Below are 18,207 nucleotides of genomic sequence, written 5' to 3'. Positions count from 1 at the left end.
ACCGCGGGCACGGGGGTGAAGCGGACGACGATCCTGGTCGTCGCGCTGGTGGTGCTCGGGGTGGTGGCCGTGGTCAGCATCGGCATCGGCGCCCACGCCGTCGCGCCCGGAGAGGTCCTGCGCGCGCTGTTCGCCTTTGACGGGTCGAGCGACCAGACCATCGTCCGCGACGTCCGGGCACCGCGCGCGGTGCTCGCCATCGGGGTCGGTGCCGCGCTGGGTATCGCGGGCGCGCTGATCCAGACGTTGTCGCGCAATCCGCTCGCCGAACCGGGGATCCTGGGGGTGACCGCGGGCGCCGGGTTCGCGGTCACCCTGGGCTCCGCGCTCGGCGTGGCCGCGTCGCAGGCCGGGCAGCTGGGGCTCGCCGTGGTGGGCTCGGTGCTGGCCGCGTTGCTGGTCTATTCGGTCGGGCGTCAGTCGCCGCTGCGGCTGGTGCTCACCGGGGTGGCGCTCACCGCGGTGCTGAACGGGCTCACCCTCGGGATGCGGCTGATGTTCCCCGACGTCCTCGACCAGTACCGGTTCTGGTCGGTCGGCTCCCTCGCCGGCCGCGAGCAGGCGCCGTTGCTGCTGCCGCTGGTGGTGATCGGGGTCGCGCTGGCCGGGGCCCTGCTGCTGAGCCGGTCGCTCAACGCCGTCGCGCTCGGCGAGACGGTCGCGCACACGCTGGGCACGAACGTGGCGCGGGTGCGCCTGTCCACGCTCGTGCTGATCACCGCGCTCGTGGGCGCGGCGACGGCGGTGGCCGGGCCGATCCTGTTCGTCGGCCTGATCGTCCCGCATCTGGCCCGCAGGCTCGCCACGGGTTCGGTGCCGTGGCTGCTGGCCTACACGATGGTCATGGGGCCGATCCTGCTGCTCGTCGCGGACGTCGGCTCGCGGGTGCTGCTCCCCACCGGTGAGGTGCCGGTCGCGATCGTGACCGCGTTCCTCGGCGCGCCGGTGCTCATCTGGGCCGTGCGGAAGTACGGGGTGGCCGCGCTGTGACCACCTTGAAGAACACCGTTGTGGACAGCACGGTGAAAGTCATGGTGTGGCGCGGTTCGGTGTTCCGGGCCGAACGCCGGACGCTGGTGCTGGCCGCGTCGCTGGTCGTGGTGATGCTCGGTCTCGGGCTGCTCGGCCTGTGTTTCGGTGCCTCCTGGGCGAATCCGGGCGAGGTGTTCGCCGCGCTCGGCGGGTACGGCGACTCGGTGGTGGTGATCCGGGACTGGCGGCTGCCGCGGGTACTGGCCGGGATCGTCTTCGGTGCCGCGCTGGGTGTGGCGGGGGCGCTGTTCCAGAACCTGACCCGGAACCCGATGGGCAGCCCGGACGTGATCGGCCTCGACGCCGGTGCCTACACCGGCGCGCTCGTCGCGTTGACGGTGCTGGGCGGGGCGGCCGGAACGCTCGCGGTGAGCTCGGTGCTGGGCGGGCTGGTCGTCGCGGCCGTCATCTACCTGCTGTCGATGCGGGGCGGGCTGTCCGGGCTGCGGCTGGTGGTGATCGGGGTCGCGATGAACGCGATGATCATGGCGCTCAACTCCTGGATCGTGCTGCGCGCGGACCTGGACGTCGCGATCGCCGCGGTGGGCTGGAACGCGGGCTCGCTCAACGGCGTCGGCTGGCCGAAGCTGGTGCTGCCGTTCGTGATCATCGCCGTGCTGCTGGTGGTGATGACCAGCCGTGCGCACGCGATGCACCAGGCCGCGCTGGGCGACGACCTCGCGGTGACCAGCGGGGTCGGCCTCGGTCGGCTGCGGCTGCTGATGGTGCTCGTCGGCGTCGGCTGCACGGCGACGGTGACCGCGGTGGCCGGGCCGATCGTGTTCATCGCATTGGCCGCCCCGCAGATCGGCCGCAGGCTGGCCAAGGCGCCCGGGGTGCCGCTGCTCCCGGCCGCGCTGACCGGGGCGGTGCTGCTCCAGGGCGCCGACCTGATCGCGCAGATGCTGCTGGCACCGGTGTCGCTGCCGGTCGGCGTGGTCAGCGCCGCGATCGGCGGCTGCTATCTGATCTGGTTGCTGACCAAGGAAGTGAGGACTCGTGGCTGACCGGCTGAGCGCGCAGGAACTGACGCTGCGCTACGGCGAGCGGGTCGTGTCGACGCGGCTGAGTCTCGATGTCCCCGACGGCGCCTTCACCGCGATCGTGGGACCCAACGCCTGCGGGAAGTCGACGCTGCTGCGGGCGTTCGTCCGGTTGCTGCGCCCGGCGGAGGGCACGGTGCGGTTCGACGGGCGCGAGGTGACCGCGTACCCGACGAAGACGCTGGCGCGTTCGCTCGGGTTCCTGCCGCAGGATCCGGTGGCCCCGGACGACATCAAGGTCCGGCAGCTCGTCGCGCGCGGGCGCTTCCCGCACCAGTCGCTGCTGGCCGCGTGGTCCGATGTGGACGAACGCGCGGTGACCGGTGCGATGGAGGCGGCGGGCATCGCCGAGCTGGCCGGCCGGGGCGTGCACGAGCTGTCCGGGGGACAGCGGCAGCGGGTGTGGATCGCGATGGTGCTCGCGCAGGAGACGCCGTACCTGCTGCTCGACGAGCCCACCTCGTTCCTCGACATCACGCACCAGTACCAGCTGCTGACGCTGCTCGCGCGGCTGCGGGACGAGGGCCGCACGGTCGTCGCCGTGCTGCACGACATCAACCAGGCCTGCCGGTACGCCGATCACCTGGTCGCGATGAAGGACGGCCACGTCGTCGCCGAGGGCACCGCCGAGTCCATTGTGGACGAGGCGTTGCTCAAAGAGGTCTTCGACCTGCCCTGTGTCGTGGTGCCGGACCCGGTCACCGGCACGCCCATGGTGGTGCCGAACCTCGACGCGTCCCCGTGAACCACCGCGGTGCCGTGAACGCGTCTTCGCACCGAGAGCGCCCCAATGTGGCATTGGGTGCTCCACTCCTTGCCCCCACCACCACCCTCAACGGAGACGCTGCGCGCCCGGCCCGATTCCACGCACCGAACGCCACATTGGGTGCGTTGGACGCACCGAACGCCACATTGGGGCGCATGACCGCCGCCAAACCGGATCCCGGGGTCGGTTCCCGGACGGGCACCGACATTCTCTTCAGGAGCATCAGTTGAGCACCTTTCCCCTCACCGGCGCGCAGCTCGGCATCTGGAACGCGCAGCGGCTCGAACCCGAATCGCGGTTCTACGTGGTCGGCGACGTGGTGGAGGTCTCCGGCGCCGAGCCGGTGGACGCGTGGGTGCTCGCGCGGGCGATCCGATCCACTGTGGACGAAGCGGAGTCGTTGCGGCTGCGGGTGTTCGACACTCCGGACGGGCCGCGTCAGGAGATCGCCGACGGCGCGGCGGAGCCGCCGGAGATCGTCGACCTGAGCGGCGAGGCGGATCCCCGGGAGGCCGCCGAGGCGTTCGTGGCCGCCGAGCGGCTGCGGCTCGCCGAGTCGTGCCGGGACATGGTCGGCCGGAAGCTGTACTCCCAGACGGTGCTCCGGCTGTCCGGGTGCGAGGTCTGGTACACGCTGCTCGGCCACCACCTGGTGTTCGACGGCTACTCGGCCGCGATGCTGGCCAGGCGGACCGCCGCGCACTACACCGCGCTGGTGCGGGGCACCGAGGTCGCGCCGTCGCCGTTCGGGCGGTTCGCCGACGTCGTCGAGTCCGACCGCGTCTACCGCGAGAGCGAGCAGTGCGAGCGCGACCGCGCCTACTGGCGCGACCGGTTCACGCCGCTGCCGGAACTCGGGGACTCCGACACCGCGGCCGGTCCGCCGGAGGAGACCAGGACCGCCCGGGTGGTCGTCCCCGCCGAGGAGGTCGCGCGGCTGAAGGCCGCCGCCGAACGGGAGGGCGTCACCTGGGGCGAGGCACTGATCGCCTGCTACGTCGCCTTCCTGCACCGCGTACGCGGGGACACGGACGTCGTCTGCGCGCTGCCGCTGATGTGCCGCACGGGCCGGGCCGAGCTGCGTACCCCCGCGATGGCGGTCAACGTGCTGCCGTTGCGGGTGGAGGTGCGGGGTGGTGACCGGCTGGGCGAGCTGGGCCGCCGTGTCGCGGAGGCGATGCGGGGGATGCGGGCCCACCAGCGTTATCGGGGCGAGAACCTGCCGCGGGATCTGGCCGTGCCCGGCGCGGGCGCGCTGCTGCACGGCCGCGGCGTCAACCTCAAGGCGTTCGATCTCACGCTCGACTTCGCCGGGGCGACCGGCGTGATGCGCAACGTCGCGGGCGGCCCGCCGGAGGACATGGGCCTGAGCGTGCTGCCGACGCGGGACGGCGGGCTGCTGCTCGGGTTCGAGGTCGACGCCCGCACCCACGACCAGGCCGCGGTCGACCGCAAGCTGGCCGTGCTGCGCGGCCTGCTGGTGGCGCTGACCGGGCCGGACACGCCCGCCGTCGGGCAGGTCGAGCTGCTCACCGCCGGGGAACGCGCCGAACTGCTGGCGAGCTGGACGGTGCCCGCGCTGCCCGGGACCCCTCGGGTCGTCCCCTCGCTGCTGACGGATCTGGCCGCCACACAGCCGGACCTGATCTCCTTGGTGTACGGGGAAGAACAGCTGTCCACAGTGGAGTTGGCGGGCCGGGTGCACCGGCTCGCCCGCGCGCTGCGGGCGCGGGGGATCGGGGCGGACGACGTGGTCGCGCTCGCGGTGCCCCGGTCGGCCGAACTGGTCGTGGCCCTGCTCGCGGTGCTCGACGCGGGCGCGGCGTACCTCCCGCTCGACACCGCGCACCCGGCGGGCAGACAGCGTGAGCTGGCCACCGACGCGAAACCGGTGCTCGCGCTGACGACCGGCGCCACCGAGCCGTCCGCCGACGCGGTGTTCGGTGACCTGCCGAGGCTGTGCCTGGACGCGCCCGCCGTGCTCGCCGAACTGTCCACACTGGATGACGGGCCACTGGCGGAGGCGGAACTCGCCGCGCCGCGACACCCCGAACACCTCGCCTACGTCATCTACACCTCGGGCTCGACGGGACGCCCCAAGGGAGTCCTCGGCCGGGTGGGTGCGCTGGCGAACCTGGTGCACCACCACGGTTCCACGCTCGTCGCCGAGACGGAAGCCGCGGCGGGCAGGCGGCTGCGGGCCGCGCACACCTATTCGTTCGCCTTCGACTCCTCGCTCGACCAGCTGCTGTGGCTGCTGTGCGGGCACGAACTGCACCTCTACGGCACCGACGTCACCCGCGACGCCGACGCGCTGCTCGCCGCGTTCACCCGGGACCGGATCGACGTCGTCGACACCACGCCGTCGATGGCCGCGCCGCTGGTCGACGCGGGCCTGCTCGCCGCCGGGCACCGGCCGTCCCTGCTGGTACTCGGCGGGGAGGCCACGCCGCGGGCGCTGTGGCGGCGGGTCGTGGCCTCCGGTGTGCCCGCCAGGAACCTGTACGGGCCGACCGAGTCCACTGTGGATGGTTCACTCGCGCGGATCGACGGCGACGAGCCGACGATCGGGCTCGCGCTCGCGGGGAGCCGCGTCTACCTGCTCGACAACGCGCTGCGGCCAGTGCCGCACGGCACCCGCGGCGAGCTGTACCTGGCCGGCCCGCACCTGGCCCGTGGTTACCTGGACCGGCCGGGCGGCACCGCCGAGCGGTTCGTCGCTGACCCGTTCGGGGGACCGGGGGAGCGGATGTACCGCACCGGCGACCTCGCCCGGTGGGTGCCGGGGCGGGGTGTCGAGTACCTGGGGCGCGCCGACGGCCAGGTCAAGATCCGCGGCTATCGCGTGGAGATCGGAGAGGTCGAGGCGGCGCTGGCCGCGGTGCCGGGGGTGGCCGCCGCGGCGGCGGTCGTCCGCACCGACGCGGGCCGGGCGAGGCTGGTCGGGTACGTCGTGTCCGCGGCCGCCGGGGAGCCGGTCTCGCCGGAGTCGGTGCGCGACGCCCTCGCGGACTGGCTGCCCGAGCACCTGATCCCCGCCGCGGTGCTCGTGCTCGGTGAACTTCCCTTGACGGTCAACGGAAAGCTGGACCGCGCCGCGCTGCCCGCGCCGAAGGTGGAGGGCGGCGGGCGCGCCGCGAGCACCGACCGGGAACGGCTGCTGTGCGACGCCGTCGCCGAGGTGTTCGGCCTTGACGAGATCGGCGTCGACGACGACTTCTTCGCGCTCGGCGGCGACAGCATCACCGCGATCAGCGTGAGCAGCAGGCTGCGTGCCCGCGGTCTCGAACTGCGGCCGCGGGATCTCCTCGCCCGGCGAAGCCTCGCTTCCCTCGCCGCCGCGGGCAGGGAGATCGGGGACGTGCCGGAGGCCGTGCCCGACGACCCGACCGGGCCGGTCCCGGCGCCGCCGATCGTGCGCGGCCTGCTCGACCCGCATCCGGACGTGGACGTCGTGGCCGGGTACGCGCAGTGGACGGCGCTGCGCGTGGACGAGGATCTCGCGCTCGACGACCTGGTCTCGGGTGTGGCGGCGATCCTGGACCGGCACGACGCGCTGCGGCTGCGGGTGACCGGGGGACTGGTCGTCCGTCCACAGGGGACGGTGTCCGCCGCAGAGGTGGTCAGCGAGGTCCACGGCGAAGACGTCGAGGCGGTGGCCGCGCGGCTGGCCGCCACGCTCGACCCGCGATCCGGCGCGTTGCTGCGCGTCGCGCTGGTGCGGACCGGTGAGGGCGGGCCGGACCGGCTGGTCGTGGCCGGGCACCACCTGGTCGTCGACGGCGTGTCGTGGCGGGTCCTGCTGCCCGACCTGCACGCGGCCTGCACGGGCCGGGCGGCCACGCTCGCGCCGGTGGGCACCTCCTGGCGCCGCCACGCGGTTCTGCTTGCCGAGCAAGGGGAAACCGGGGCGCGGCGCGGGGAGCTCGGGTACTGGCGCGAGGCCGCCGGGGCCTCGCCCGGCCTGGGGAACCGTGCGCTGGACCCGGCGCGCGACACCGTCGCGACCGCCCGCCGGTCGACCACGACGGCCACGCCCGAGGCCACCGAAGCGCTGCTCACCACGCTCCCGGCGGCGTACCGCGCGGGCGTCGACGAGGTGCTGCTCGCCGCGCTCGTGCTGGCGCTGCGCGTCCGGCGGGGCAGACCGTCCACTGAGGACGCCGTCACGGTCACCATGGAGAGTCACGGCCGGGCGCAGCTCGCGCCGGGAACCGACCTGTCCCGCACGGTCGGCTGGTTCACCAGCGAGTACCCGGTGCGCGCGCCCTCGGACGCGATCATGTCCACTGTGGACCTCGCGGACGCGCTGGCGGGCGGGGACGCCGCCGGGCGGCTGGTGCGCGCGGTCAAGGAGGCCAAGCGGAACACGCCGGAGGAGGGCATCGGTTACGGCGTGCTGCGTTTCCTGGACCCGGCGACCCGCGGCGAGTTCACGGCGCCCGAGCTCCTGCTGAACTACCTGGGCCGGTTCGCCCCGCTGCCCGGCACCGGCTGGCGCCTCCCGGAGAAGGACGCCTTCGCGGTCATCGAGCCCGCGGACAAGGCGCTGGAACAGGTGCTGGCCCTCAACTGCTTCGTGCACGAAGAGGACGCGCACCGGCTGGCCGTCGAATGGACCGCCGCGGGCGGGATCCTGGACGCCGGGGCGGTCGCGGGGCTCCAGCGGGCCTGGGACACGGCACTGCACGCGCTCGCCGCGCACGCGCGGCGGATCGGGCCGGGGCACGCGGGTCTCACCCCGTCGGATCTGCCGCTGGTCCGGCTGGACCAGGCCACCATTGACGGCCTCGAACGCGCGCGGCGCGTCGAGGACGTCTGGCCCGCGACGCCGTTGCAGGTGGGACTGTCCTTCCACAGCCTGGTGCGCGCCGACGAGGACACCGACGTCTACGTCGTCCAGGCGGTGACGTTCCTGGCGGGCGAACTGGACCCGGCGCGGATGGCGGAGGCGGCGCGGGAACTGCTGCGGCGGGTCCCGTCGCTGCGGATCCACCTGGCCACCACGGCCTCCGGCGACGTCGTCCAGGTCGTGCCCGCCGACGTCGTCCTCGACTGGCAGGAGTCCGATTTCTCCGGCGCCGCACCGGAAGACCGCGAAGGGCTCTTCACCGAGCGGGTCCGCGCCGAGCTGCGACGGCCGTTCGATCCCGGCGAGCCACCGCTGATCCGGTTCCTGCTGTGCACCTTCGCGCCGGGGGAACACCGGCTGGTGCTCACCAACCACCACGCGCTGCTCGACGGCTGGTCGATGCCGCTCGTCGGCCGGACGCTGCTGGCCCTCTACGGCGAACTGGGCGGCGGTCCCGCCGCCCCGAAGGCGGCCCCGACCGGGGAGTTCCACCGCTGGCTGGCCGGACGGGACCGGGACCTGTCGCTGAAGACCTGGCGGGACGCGCTCGCCGGGATCGACGAGGGCACCCGGCTCACCGCGGCGGGCACCGGCGCGCGGGTCGACCGGCCCGAACGCGTGTCGATCGGGCTGGGCGACGAATTCAGTGACCGGCTGCGCGCGTTCGCCCGCGAGCGCGGCGTCACCCTGACCACGGTGCTCCAGACCGCGTGGGGCCTGCTGCTCGGCAGGCTCACCGGGCGGCGCGACGTGGTCTTCGGCTGCCCCGTTTCCGGACGGCCGGACGAGGTCGACGGCGTCGAGACGATGATCGGCCAGCTCGGCACCACCATCCCGGTCCGGATCCGGCACACCCCGGGGGAGACCGCCGCGCGGCTGCTGGCGCGGGTGCACACCGACAGCGTCGCGCTGGCCGAGCACCACCACGTCGGACTGCCGGACATCCAGCGCGCGGTGGGTATCGGCGAGCTGTTCGACACGATGCTGGTGATGGAGAACTTCCCGCTGTCGAGCCGGAACCGGAGCGTGCTCGCGCCGGGACTGGAGCTGACCGGCGTGGACATCACCGACGCCACGCACTACCCGCTCACCGTGATCGTGATTCCCGGGGACGAGATCACCGTCGGCTTCGGCTACCAGCCGCACGTCCTCGACGAGGCGACCGTGCGGGACCACGCCCGCCGGCTGCACACGCTGCTGCGGGAGATCGTCGCCGATCCCGAGCGCCCGGTGGCCCGGATCCCGATGCTCGAAGCGTCCGAACGCGACAGTCTCCTTCGGACCGGTACGGAAATCGTACCGTCGAAGGAACGCGGCGGCTGCCTGGCGGAGTTCGCCGCGCAGGTTCGTAGGCACCGGGACAAGGAAGCGGTGGTGTGTCGCGAAAGGACACTGACCTACGGCGAACTGGATCGGCTGTCGAACCGCCTGGCGCACAAGCTCGTCGAGAGCGGGGTGCGACGCGAAGACCCGGTCGCGGTCCTGCTCGGCCGCGACGTCGAGATGGTGGTGGCGCTGTTCGGGGTGCTCAAGGCGGGCGCGGTGTACGTGCCGATGGACGCGAGCTACCCGGTGGACCGCCTGGCGTACATGATCGGCGACATCGTCCCGGCCGCCGCGGTGACCACCGCGGACGCGCTCGCCCGGCTGGGCGGTTCGGTGCCGGGGGAGCGGGAGGTTCCGGTGCTGCGGCTGGACGATCCGGCCACACTCGCCGGACCGTCCACCTGGGACACCGACCCGGCGGACGCGCGGCGCGGGCTCACCGAGGACGCGCTGGCCTACGTCATCTACACCTCGGGCACCACCGGGCGGCCCAAGGGCGTCGCCGTGCCGCATCGGGGGATTCCCGACCTGATCGCCCTGCAGGAGGAGGTCGTCGGGATCACCGAACACGACCGGTACCTGCACTTCGCCTCGACCAGCTTCGACGTCGCGTTCTGGCAGACGATGGTCCCACTGTTGTCCGGCGGCACCTCCGTCATCGCGCCCGAGGAGGTGCGGGTGCCCGGTGACGAACTGCTCGACTACCTCGTCGAACACCGCGTCACCGGCGTGAACCTGCTGCCCTCGTTCCTGGCCGCGATGCCGGAGGACCGCACGGTGGACCGGGACGTGTTCTTCATGGTCGGCGCCGAACGGCTCGACCCCGAGCTGGCCCGGCGCTGGGGCGACCGCCGCGCGCTGTTCAACGCCTACGGCCCGACCGAGGTCACCATCAACGCGACGATGTGGCGCTGTGACATGAACGATGACCCGGACTGGGACCTGCACAACACCGGACCGCTGCCGATCGGGCGGCCGGACCCCAACGTCCGCGCCTACGTGCTGGACGACGGCCTGCTGCCGGTGGGCGTCGGCGTCACCGGCGAGCTGTACCTGGCCGGGCCGGGCGTGGCCCGCGGATACGTCGGACGTCCCGGGCTGACCGCGGGGGCGTTCGTCGCCGATCCCTTCGGCGCGCCGGGGCAGCGGATGTACCGCACCGGCGACCTGGTCCACTGGCGGCCGGACGGGCAACTGGTGTTCCTCGGCCGGGCCGACCACCAGGTCAAGATCCGCGGGTTCCGCGTCGAGCTCGCGGAGATCGAGACCGTGCTGACCCGGGACCCGGACGTCCGGGCGTGCGCGGTGATCGTGCGCGAGGACCGGCCGGGCGACCGCAGGCTCGTCGGTTACGTCATCCCGGCCGACGGCGTGGAGTTCGACCCGGCGCTCGTCCGCGAACGGCTGGGCGCGGAACTGCCCGACCACATGGTCCCCACGGCACTGGTCCTCCTCGACCGGCTTCCCCTCGGCCCCAGCGGAAAACTCGACCGCGCGGCGCTGCCCGCGCCCGAGACCGCGACGGTGGCGGCACGGGAACCGGCGACGCCGGAGGAAGCGGTCCTGCTCGGAGTGTTCCGCGCGGTGCTCGGCACGGCCGAGGTCAATCTCGACGACGCGTTCTTCGACATCGGCGGCGACAGCATCGTGTCGTTGCAGGTGGTCTCCCGCGCCCGGCGGGAAGGGCTGGCCCTGACCGCGCGCGACGTGTTCGAGGGCACCACCGTCGCCGGGATCGCCGCGCGCGCCACCCGCCTCGGCGAAACCGCGGTCGAGGCTCCGGCGGTCGGCGACGCGCCGCTGACCCCGGTCATGCGGGACCTACTGCGCCGCTGCGCCGATGCCGGGGTGACCCCGGGCGGGTACTGCCAGTGGACCGAGATCTGCGTCCCGGCCGGCGGGGACACCGCGACCTGGCAGGCCGTGCTCGACGCGGTCCTCGACCGCCACGACGTCCTCCGCGCCCGCCTCGTCACCCCGGACGACGGTGCCGAACCGGTGCTCCGCGTCCCGGCGCCCGGCACGATCACCGGCGCCGACGTCCTCACCGTGATCCGAACCGGCGAACTCGCGTACCCGGACGGTCGGACGGCGAGCCGACCCTCCAGGCACACGAGCCGACCCTCTGGGGACACGAACCGACCCTCCGGGTACGTCGCGGCGGCGGTGGCGGAGGCCAGGGAGCGGATGGATCCGCGGACCGGGCCGATGGTGCGGGCGGTGTGGGTGGACGCCGGGCCGTCGCGGCCGGGGCGGCTCGTGCTGATCGCGCATCACCTCGTCGTGGACGGGGTTTCCTGGCGGATCCTGCTCGACGACGTCGCGCACGCGTACGATTCGGTGTCCGGAGCGGACACTGTGGACGGTCGGCCGCGGGTGCCCGCGATGGCCCGGCACGGGGAGTCGTTCCTCGGCTGGGCGCGGTCGCTGCGCGCGGCGGTGGACTCCCGGCGCGCCGAACTGCCGCACTGGCGGGAGATCGCGGCGACGCCCGCGCGCCCGCTGTCGGCGACCGCCCTCGACCCGAAGCGGGACACCGCCGCCACCGCCGTCCACCACGAGATCCGGCTGGACCCCGAGGCGACGCGGGCACTGCTCACGAGCCTGCCCGCCGCCTACCGCACCACCCCGGACACCGTCCTGCTCACCGCGCTGGCCACCGCGGTGCGGGACTGGCGTGGCGGCGCGGCGGAACTCCTCGTCGCGCTGGAGAGCCACGGCCGCCCACCGCACACCCCGGACCGGACGGGACCGGTGGACCTGTCGCAGACCGTAGGCTGGTTCACCGCGGTCCACCCGGCGCGGATCTCCTTGCCGGACAAGGAGTTTCCGGACGCTTTGAAGGCCGTCAAGGAACAGCTGCACGCCCAGGGTGACGGGCTCGGGCACGGCATCCTCCTCGCGGCGGAGCCGGAGCTGGCCGTCGTCCCGGAGCTGAGCTGGAACTACCTCGGGCAGTTCCCGGCCCCGGCGACCGAGGACGTGCCCTGGGGTGTCCCGGCGGACGCGGATGCGCTCGGCTCGGGTGGTGACGACACCCTTCCGCTGCCGTACGGCCTGATGGTCGACGCGCTGGCCCGTGACGACCGGCTCGGCGTCCGGTTCACCTGGCCCTCGGCGCTGTTCGAGCACTCCGCGATCGAGCGGCTCGCGGAAGCCTTCCACCGCGCGCTGACCCGGCTCGCGACCGATCCCGCGGTGCGGGCGCGGGCCGGGCTCACTTCGTCCGACCTCTCACTGTCCACACTGGACCAGGCGGCGATCGACGAGCTCGAAAACACCTACGATGTCGAGGACATCCTGCCGTTGACCCCGCTCCAGGACCTGATGCTGCGGCAGTCCAGGACACGGGCGGCGGGCGCGCCCGACCCGTACACCGTGCAGGCCACGTTCTCGATCGAAGGACCGCTCGACGTCGAGGCGCTGCACGCGGCCGGTGCCGACCTGCTCGACCGGCATCCCAACCTCGGCGCGGCCTTCCCGGCCGCGCCCGGTCTCGGCCACGTGCAGGTGCTCCGTCGCGAAGTGCGCCCGGACTGCCGGTTCGCCGACGTCTCCGGCCTCGAACCCGAGGCGCGGCAAGGAGAACTCGACCGGCGGCTCGCCGAGGACCGCGCCGAACCGTTCGACCTCGCGGCGGGGCCGCCGGTGCGGCTGACGGTGCTCCGGCACGCCCCGGATCGGGCCGAGTTCGTGCTCACCAGCCACCACGTGCTCTCCGACGGCTGGTCGGCGCCACGCATGCTGGCGGAGATCTTCGCCTGCTACACCGCGCGGGTCCGGGGCACGGCACCGGAACTGCCCGCGCCGGTCCCATTCGCCCGGTACCTGGGCTGGCGGGCCGCGCGGGACCACACGGCCGATCTCGCGGCCTGGCGGGCCGAACTCGACGGCCTCCCCGGCGGTGATCACCTCGGCGCACGGGAAACCGTTGTGGCCCACCAGCATCCGGAACCGGTGGTGCTGGCCTTCGACGCCCGGCTGGTCGAGGGCGTGACCCGGGTCGCGGCCGGTCGGGGGCTGACTCCGAACACCCTGGTGCAGGGCGCCTGGGCGACGGTCCTGGCCGTCCGGTCGGGCCGCCGGGACGTCTGCTTCGGCACCATGGTGTCCGGCCGTACCCCGGAGGTCGACGGCGTCGAAGAGATCCTCGGCCTGGTGGCGAACACGATCCCCGTCCGGGCCCGGCTGTCCGGCACGCTCGCCGAGGCGCTCACCGATCTTCAGCGGCGTCAGCAGGCGATGGCCGAGTACCACCACATCGGACTGTCCGAAGTGGAGCGGAGCACCGGGAACCGGAGGCTGTTCGACACCCTGCTGGTGTTCGAGAACTACCCGGTCGACCCGAGCCGCCTCCGCGAGCCCGCGCCGGGGCTGACGATCACCGGGACCCGGTTCCGTGAGACCACGCATCACCCGCTGACGTGCACGATCATGCCGGTGGAGGATGGCTGGACCGGCGTGCTCGCCGCCGGGGCCGGGGCGTTCACCCCGGCCGAGGTGGCCGCGCTGGGGGAGGACCTGCGCGCGGTGCTCGGTGCGCTGAGCGGGCCGGAAAGCCTCGACGAGGAGGTCGCCGACTGGCTCGCGCGATTCGAGAAGGACACGCGGTGACCGACGCCGAGCGGATCGATCCGGCGCTGCTGCGCACCGCGTTCATCCTGGTGCTCGGCACGTTCATGGCGACCATGGACGCCACGATCGTCACCGTCGGCATCGACACCTTCGCCGCCGATTTCGGCGCGTCCGTCACGGAAATCCAGTGGGTCAGCACCGCCTACCTGCTCGCGGTGGTCGCCGTCGTGCCCACCTCGGGCTGGCTGGCCGACCGGTTCGGCGGCCGCCGGACCTGGCTCGCCGCGGTCGCGGTCTTCCTGCTCGGCTCGGCGCTCTGCGCGCTCGCGTGGTCGGTGCCCACCCTGGTGGCGGCGCGGGTGATCCAGGGGCTGGGCGGCGGGCTGCTGCCGCCGACCGGGCAGGCGCTGCTGGCACGGGCGGCCGGGCCGCGCCGCACCGGGCGGGTGATCAGCATCGTCGCGGTGGTGCCGTTGCTGTCCCCGGTGCTCGGCCCGCTGATCGGCGGCCTGGTGCTCTCGGTCGCGGACTGGCCGTGGCTGTTCTACGTCAACCTGCCGATCGGCGCCGCCGCGATCCTGCTCGCCCGACGCCGGCTGCCAAGGTCCGCGCCGTCACGGCCGCGTGAGCCGTTCGACTTCCGTGGCGCGGCACTGCTTTCGCCCGGTCTGGCGGTGCTGGTCTTCGGGCTGACCGAACTCGGCCGCGGCCGAGCGGTCCCGCTCGCGGTGGCGATCGTGGCGGTGGCCGCCGGGTTCGCGATGCTCGCCGCGTTCGTCGGGCACGGCCTGCGGACCAGCCGGACGCCGCTGATCGATCCCCGGCTGTTCACCCGGCCGCCGTTCGGCGTGGCCGCGCTCGCGCTGGCGGTGCTCGGCGCCGGGGTGTTCGGCACCATGTTCCTGCTGCCGCTGTACCTGCAGACCGGGCGCGGCCTCACGGCGTGGGAGACCGGGCTGCTGCTGGCGCCGCAGGGGCTGGGCGCGGTGGCGGGCTCGGTGTTCGTCAACCGCGCGATCGACACCGTCGCCCCGCGGACCATGGTGCTCACCGGCATCGGGCTGGTCACCGCGGGCACGGTCGTGTTCACCCAGCTCGGCCACGCGCCGCCGGATCTCCTGATCGCGCTTTCCCTGCTGGCGCGCGGCGCGGGGATCGCGATGATCGGCGCGCCGGTGATGAACATCGTCTACAGCGGGATCGATCCCGCGTTCCTCCCGCGGGCTTCCGGTGCGCTGAACCTGCTGAACACCGTCGGCGGCTCGGTCGGCACCGCGGCACTCGCGGTGGTGCTGCAGACCCGCCTCGACGCGCGCCGGGCGGACGTCGCCTCGGCGTTCGCCGACACGTTCTGGTGGGTTCTCGGCTTCTGTCTCGTCGCCGCCGCGGGCGCGATCAGGCTGCCCCGCCGTCAACCGGCGAAACCCGGAACACCCGCGCATCCCGAGCACCGGAAAGGTTCCTGACATGCCCGATACCCACGTCGCGCTCCTGGACGGCGGTCACCCGACGACCGACACCCTGCCCACCCCTGCCGAACTGCGGGCCGCCTACCCACTGTCGCGCGGCGGCGCCGCGACGATCACCCGCCACCGGGACACCGTCGCGTCGGTGCTCGCCGGACGGGACCCACGGCTGCTGGTCGTGGTGGGCCCGTGTTCGGTGCACCACCCCGGCGCCGCGCTGGAGTACGCGGGCCTGCTCGCCACGGCCGCCGAGCGGTTCGCCGACGACCTCGTCGTGGTCATGCGCGCGTACCTGGAAAAGCCGCGCACGATCGGCGGCTGGACCGGGCTACTGCTCGATCCCGCGCTCGACGGCGGGGGCGACATCGCGACCGGACTGCGGTCGGGCCGCGCGTTCCTGACCGAGGCCGCGTCGCTCGGGCTGCCGCTGGCCTACGAGTTCGTCGACCCGCTGCTGGCCCCCTACCTCGTGGACACGGTGAGCTGGGCGGCGGTCGGCGCCCGCACCGTCACCAGCCAGCCGCACCGCCACCTCGCGTCGTGGCTGGACATGCCGGTGGGCATGAAGAACGGCGTCTCGGGCCGCGTCGGCACCGCCGTCGAGGCCATCCGCGCCGCCGGGCTGCCGCACACCTTCCCCGGGCTCGGCCAGGACGGGCGCCCGACCACCCTGCGCAGCACCGGCAACGCCGACACCCACCTCGTGCTGCGCGGCGGGCCGGTCCCGAACTACGACCGCGCCGGGGTCGACGGCGCGCTGGCCGCGCTGACCGAGGCGGGCCTGCCGCCGCGCGTGGTCGTCGACGCCTCCCACGGCAACAGCGGCAAGGACCACAACCGCCAGCCCCTGGTCGTCGCCGACCTCGCGGGCCAGGTCACGGCCGGCGCGGTGGGCCTGACCGGCGTCATGATCGAGTCCTACCTCGCCGACGGCCGCCAGGACGCCGGCGCGGGCGCGCCACGCCCGGACCTCAGCGTGACCGACGCCTGCCTCGGCTGGGAACGCACCGTGCCCCTGCTGGAAACCCTCGCCCGCGCCACCCGGGCCCGCTCGGCGGTGACCGCTGACCGTGCTCACTCGGTCGGGTAGCGGCTACGCTGGTGATCTGCCTCTTCGCGGAGGAACGCCCTCCGGCCGACGGGCCGGGGAGTGCGCGGAGAGGCCGACTCCGCGAACGAGGGTGGTCTGTGTGACCGAGGACGACGTGTTGCCGGTGGGGAAGCGGATCAAAGTGCACCGCGAGCGTGCCGGCATGTCCCGGCCGGTGCTCGCGGGTCTGCTGGGAAAGTCCGCCGAGTGGCTGAAAGCGGTCGAGTCCGGGCGGCTCCAGACACCACGACTCCCGATGCTGCTGCGAATCGCACAGGCACTCGAACTCGAAGATCTGGCCAGCCTCACCGGTAACGGCCACGCGGTTCCCGTGACGGTCTACGCGGGACAGCGTCATGCCGCGTTGTCCGCCGTGCAGTCCGCGCTCACCGAGTACCGGATCAGCGTCGCACCGGAGCCGGTCTCCGTTCCTCACCTCGCCGAGCGACTACGCGCGGCGTGGCTGGTTCGGCACACTTCCTCCGATCACCGAACCCAACTCGGCGCGCTCCTGCCCGGCCTCATTCGTGACGCACAGACGGCCGCGCGTGCTCTTCGTGGGCCCGAGCGCCGTGAGGCCCGGCGTGTGCTTTCCGGTGTCTATCAGCTGGCCGATTTCTATGTCGCTTACCAGCCGTCACCGGAACTGGTCTGGCTGGTTGCCGACCGTGCGCTGACCGAGGCCCAGGAAGCAGACGACCCCTACGCGATCGCCGGAGGAGCCTGGGCGATGGTGCAGGCCCTGCGCGACGCCGGGCGCTGGGACGAGGCGGTGTCACTGGCGACGGACGCGAAGGGCCAACTGGTGCCGCACCTCGACACCGCGCCCATCGATTGGCGAGGCATGGTCGGCGCGCTCGACGCGGAGATCGCCTACGTGCACGCCCGGCGTGGTCGCCACGGCGATGCCTGGGCGCACTGGGAAGCTGCCGAGCGGGTCGCCGATGGGCTCGGTGCAGAGTACCGCCACACGCAGACTTCGTTCTCCCAGAGCGTGATGAAAGCGCACGCGGTAACCCTGGGGGTGGAGCTTCGCCGGGTCGGTGAAGCTCGGCGGGCCGCCAGGTCACTTGATCCCAGCGCGATTCCTTCGCTGGCGCGGCGGAGCCGCCATCTGATCGAGGTCGCCCGTGTGCACGCGCTCGAAGATGACCGGGCTGCGGTTCTCGCTACTCTCGACCGGGCGCAGCGGGTGGCGTCCGAGACGATCAGCTTCAACGGGTTCGCCAGGGACATGCTGGTCGATCTGTCCAAGCAGCCGCCGACTGGTGCGCAAGGTGAGGTGCGCGACCTCAGCCAGCGGGTCGGGTTGGTTGCCTGATCGAGTGAGGGTACAAACCGTACCTCTCCGGTGTTCATGTAGACCCTAGCGTTTTCAGCGTGACGGCGCGTGACGGTGAGCGGCCTCCCAACGGCGGAGACTCGGAGAACAACCGGTGTTTTGACAGCCGGGCCGGCAACCGTTCCGCCCGCTCCGCGCCGCCACGTCTGCGCTCGGCGACGACCCACCTCGGGGAGCCTGGAGAGGGGCGACGTCGGGCGCGCGAGCGGGTTGTGACGATCGTCGAGCCCCTCGGGCAGCGGGGCCGACATCGTCACGGGAGTGACCTCCTATGCGCGGCGACAGGTCGATGCTGTGCCGGAAACGCGAAGAATCTCACCAGGGAGCCACGATGAGCGCGCTCATCTACGTCAGCTTGGAGCACATTCGTCCCGTGGTCGATGGGAAGTGGCACCAGGTCCGGCTCACCGGGATGCCCGAACCGGGGCAGATGCTGCACATGCTGTGTGGCTTGACCGCGCCCGCCGAGTACGAGCAGAGCGAGCACCGCGACGAGCATGGGCCCGCGACCCAGTGCTGGAGCTGTGATTTCGAGTACCGGCGTATGAACGGCATCGACATGTACCCGGAGCACCCCGGGCGGCCACGCCTGGCACCGCGCCCCCGCTGACTGCGCCTGGCGAGCACGACCGGACATATCCGGTTTCAGGCGGGCAAGAAAGTGTGACTGTAAGCAGCCGGTCCGGACGGGGAACCCATCCGGACCGGTGTCCAC

General features: G+C 73.1%; 8 protein-coding genes. All 8 read left to right on the top strand.

Going from position 1 to position 18,207, the window contains the following annotated elements; all coding sequences use genetic code 11:
* The first annotated feature begins 15 nt into the window (after window positions 1-15).
* The gene (locus tag ABD987_RS00635; protein WP_378213990.1) at window positions 16-990 is read left to right on the top strand and encodes a FecCD family ABC transporter permease; all 975 of its coding nucleotides are present in this window, start codon (window positions 16-18) and stop codon (window positions 988-990) included.
* A gap of 41 nt (window positions 991-1,031) precedes the next feature.
* A complete protein-coding gene (locus tag ABD987_RS00630; protein WP_345386770.1) occupies window positions 1,032-2,039 on the top strand; it encodes a FecCD family ABC transporter permease in 1,008 nt (335 codons plus the stop codon).
* Window positions 2,032-2,820 (top strand): ABC transporter ATP-binding protein, encoded by a 789-nt coding sequence (locus ABD987_RS00625; RefSeq protein ID WP_345385638.1) that lies wholly within the window; start codon window positions 2,032-2,034, stop codon window positions 2,818-2,820. The genes ABD987_RS00630 and ABD987_RS00625 overlap by 8 nt, the downstream gene beginning before the upstream one ends.
* A 247-nt stretch (window positions 2,821-3,067) precedes the next feature.
* Complete coding sequence (locus tag ABD987_RS00620) at window positions 3,068-13,633, top strand: amino acid adenylation domain-containing protein (protein WP_345385636.1); 10,566 nt, start codon at window positions 3,068-3,070, stop codon at window positions 13,631-13,633.
* Window positions 13,630-15,060 carry an MDR family MFS transporter gene (locus ABD987_RS00615; protein WP_345385634.1) on the top strand — a complete coding sequence of 477 codons (1,431 nt, stop codon included), beginning with the start codon at window positions 13,630-13,632 and terminating at the stop codon, window positions 15,058-15,060. Before ABD987_RS00620 ends, ABD987_RS00615 begins: the two co-directional genes overlap by 4 nt.
* Window position 15,061: 1 nt before the next feature.
* A complete protein-coding gene (locus ABD987_RS00610) occupies window positions 15,062-16,150 on the top strand; it encodes a 3-deoxy-7-phosphoheptulonate synthase (RefSeq protein WP_345385632.1) in 1,089 nt (362 codons plus the stop codon).
* A gap of 100 nt (window positions 16,151-16,250) precedes the next feature.
* The gene (locus ABD987_RS00605; RefSeq protein ID WP_345385630.1) at window positions 16,251-17,471 is read left to right on the top strand and encodes a helix-turn-helix domain-containing protein; all 1,221 of its coding nucleotides are present in this window, start codon (window positions 16,251-16,253) and stop codon (window positions 17,469-17,471) included.
* Window positions 17,472-17,823: 352 nt separating this feature from the next.
* On the top strand, window positions 17,824-18,102 hold the full coding sequence (locus ABD987_RS00600; protein WP_345385628.1) for an HC3 family zinc finger protein: 279 nt from the start codon (window positions 17,824-17,826) through the stop codon (window positions 18,100-18,102).
* Window positions 18,103-18,207: the final 105 nt, after the last annotated feature.

The sequence above is a fragment of the Amycolatopsis samaneae genome, from assembly GCF_039541975.1.
Lineage (GTDB): Bacteria > Actinomycetota > Actinomycetes > Mycobacteriales > Pseudonocardiaceae > Amycolatopsis > Amycolatopsis samaneae.
The sequence above is the reverse complement of the archived record's forward strand: the minus strand, read 5'-3'. Positions and strand labels throughout refer to the sequence as shown.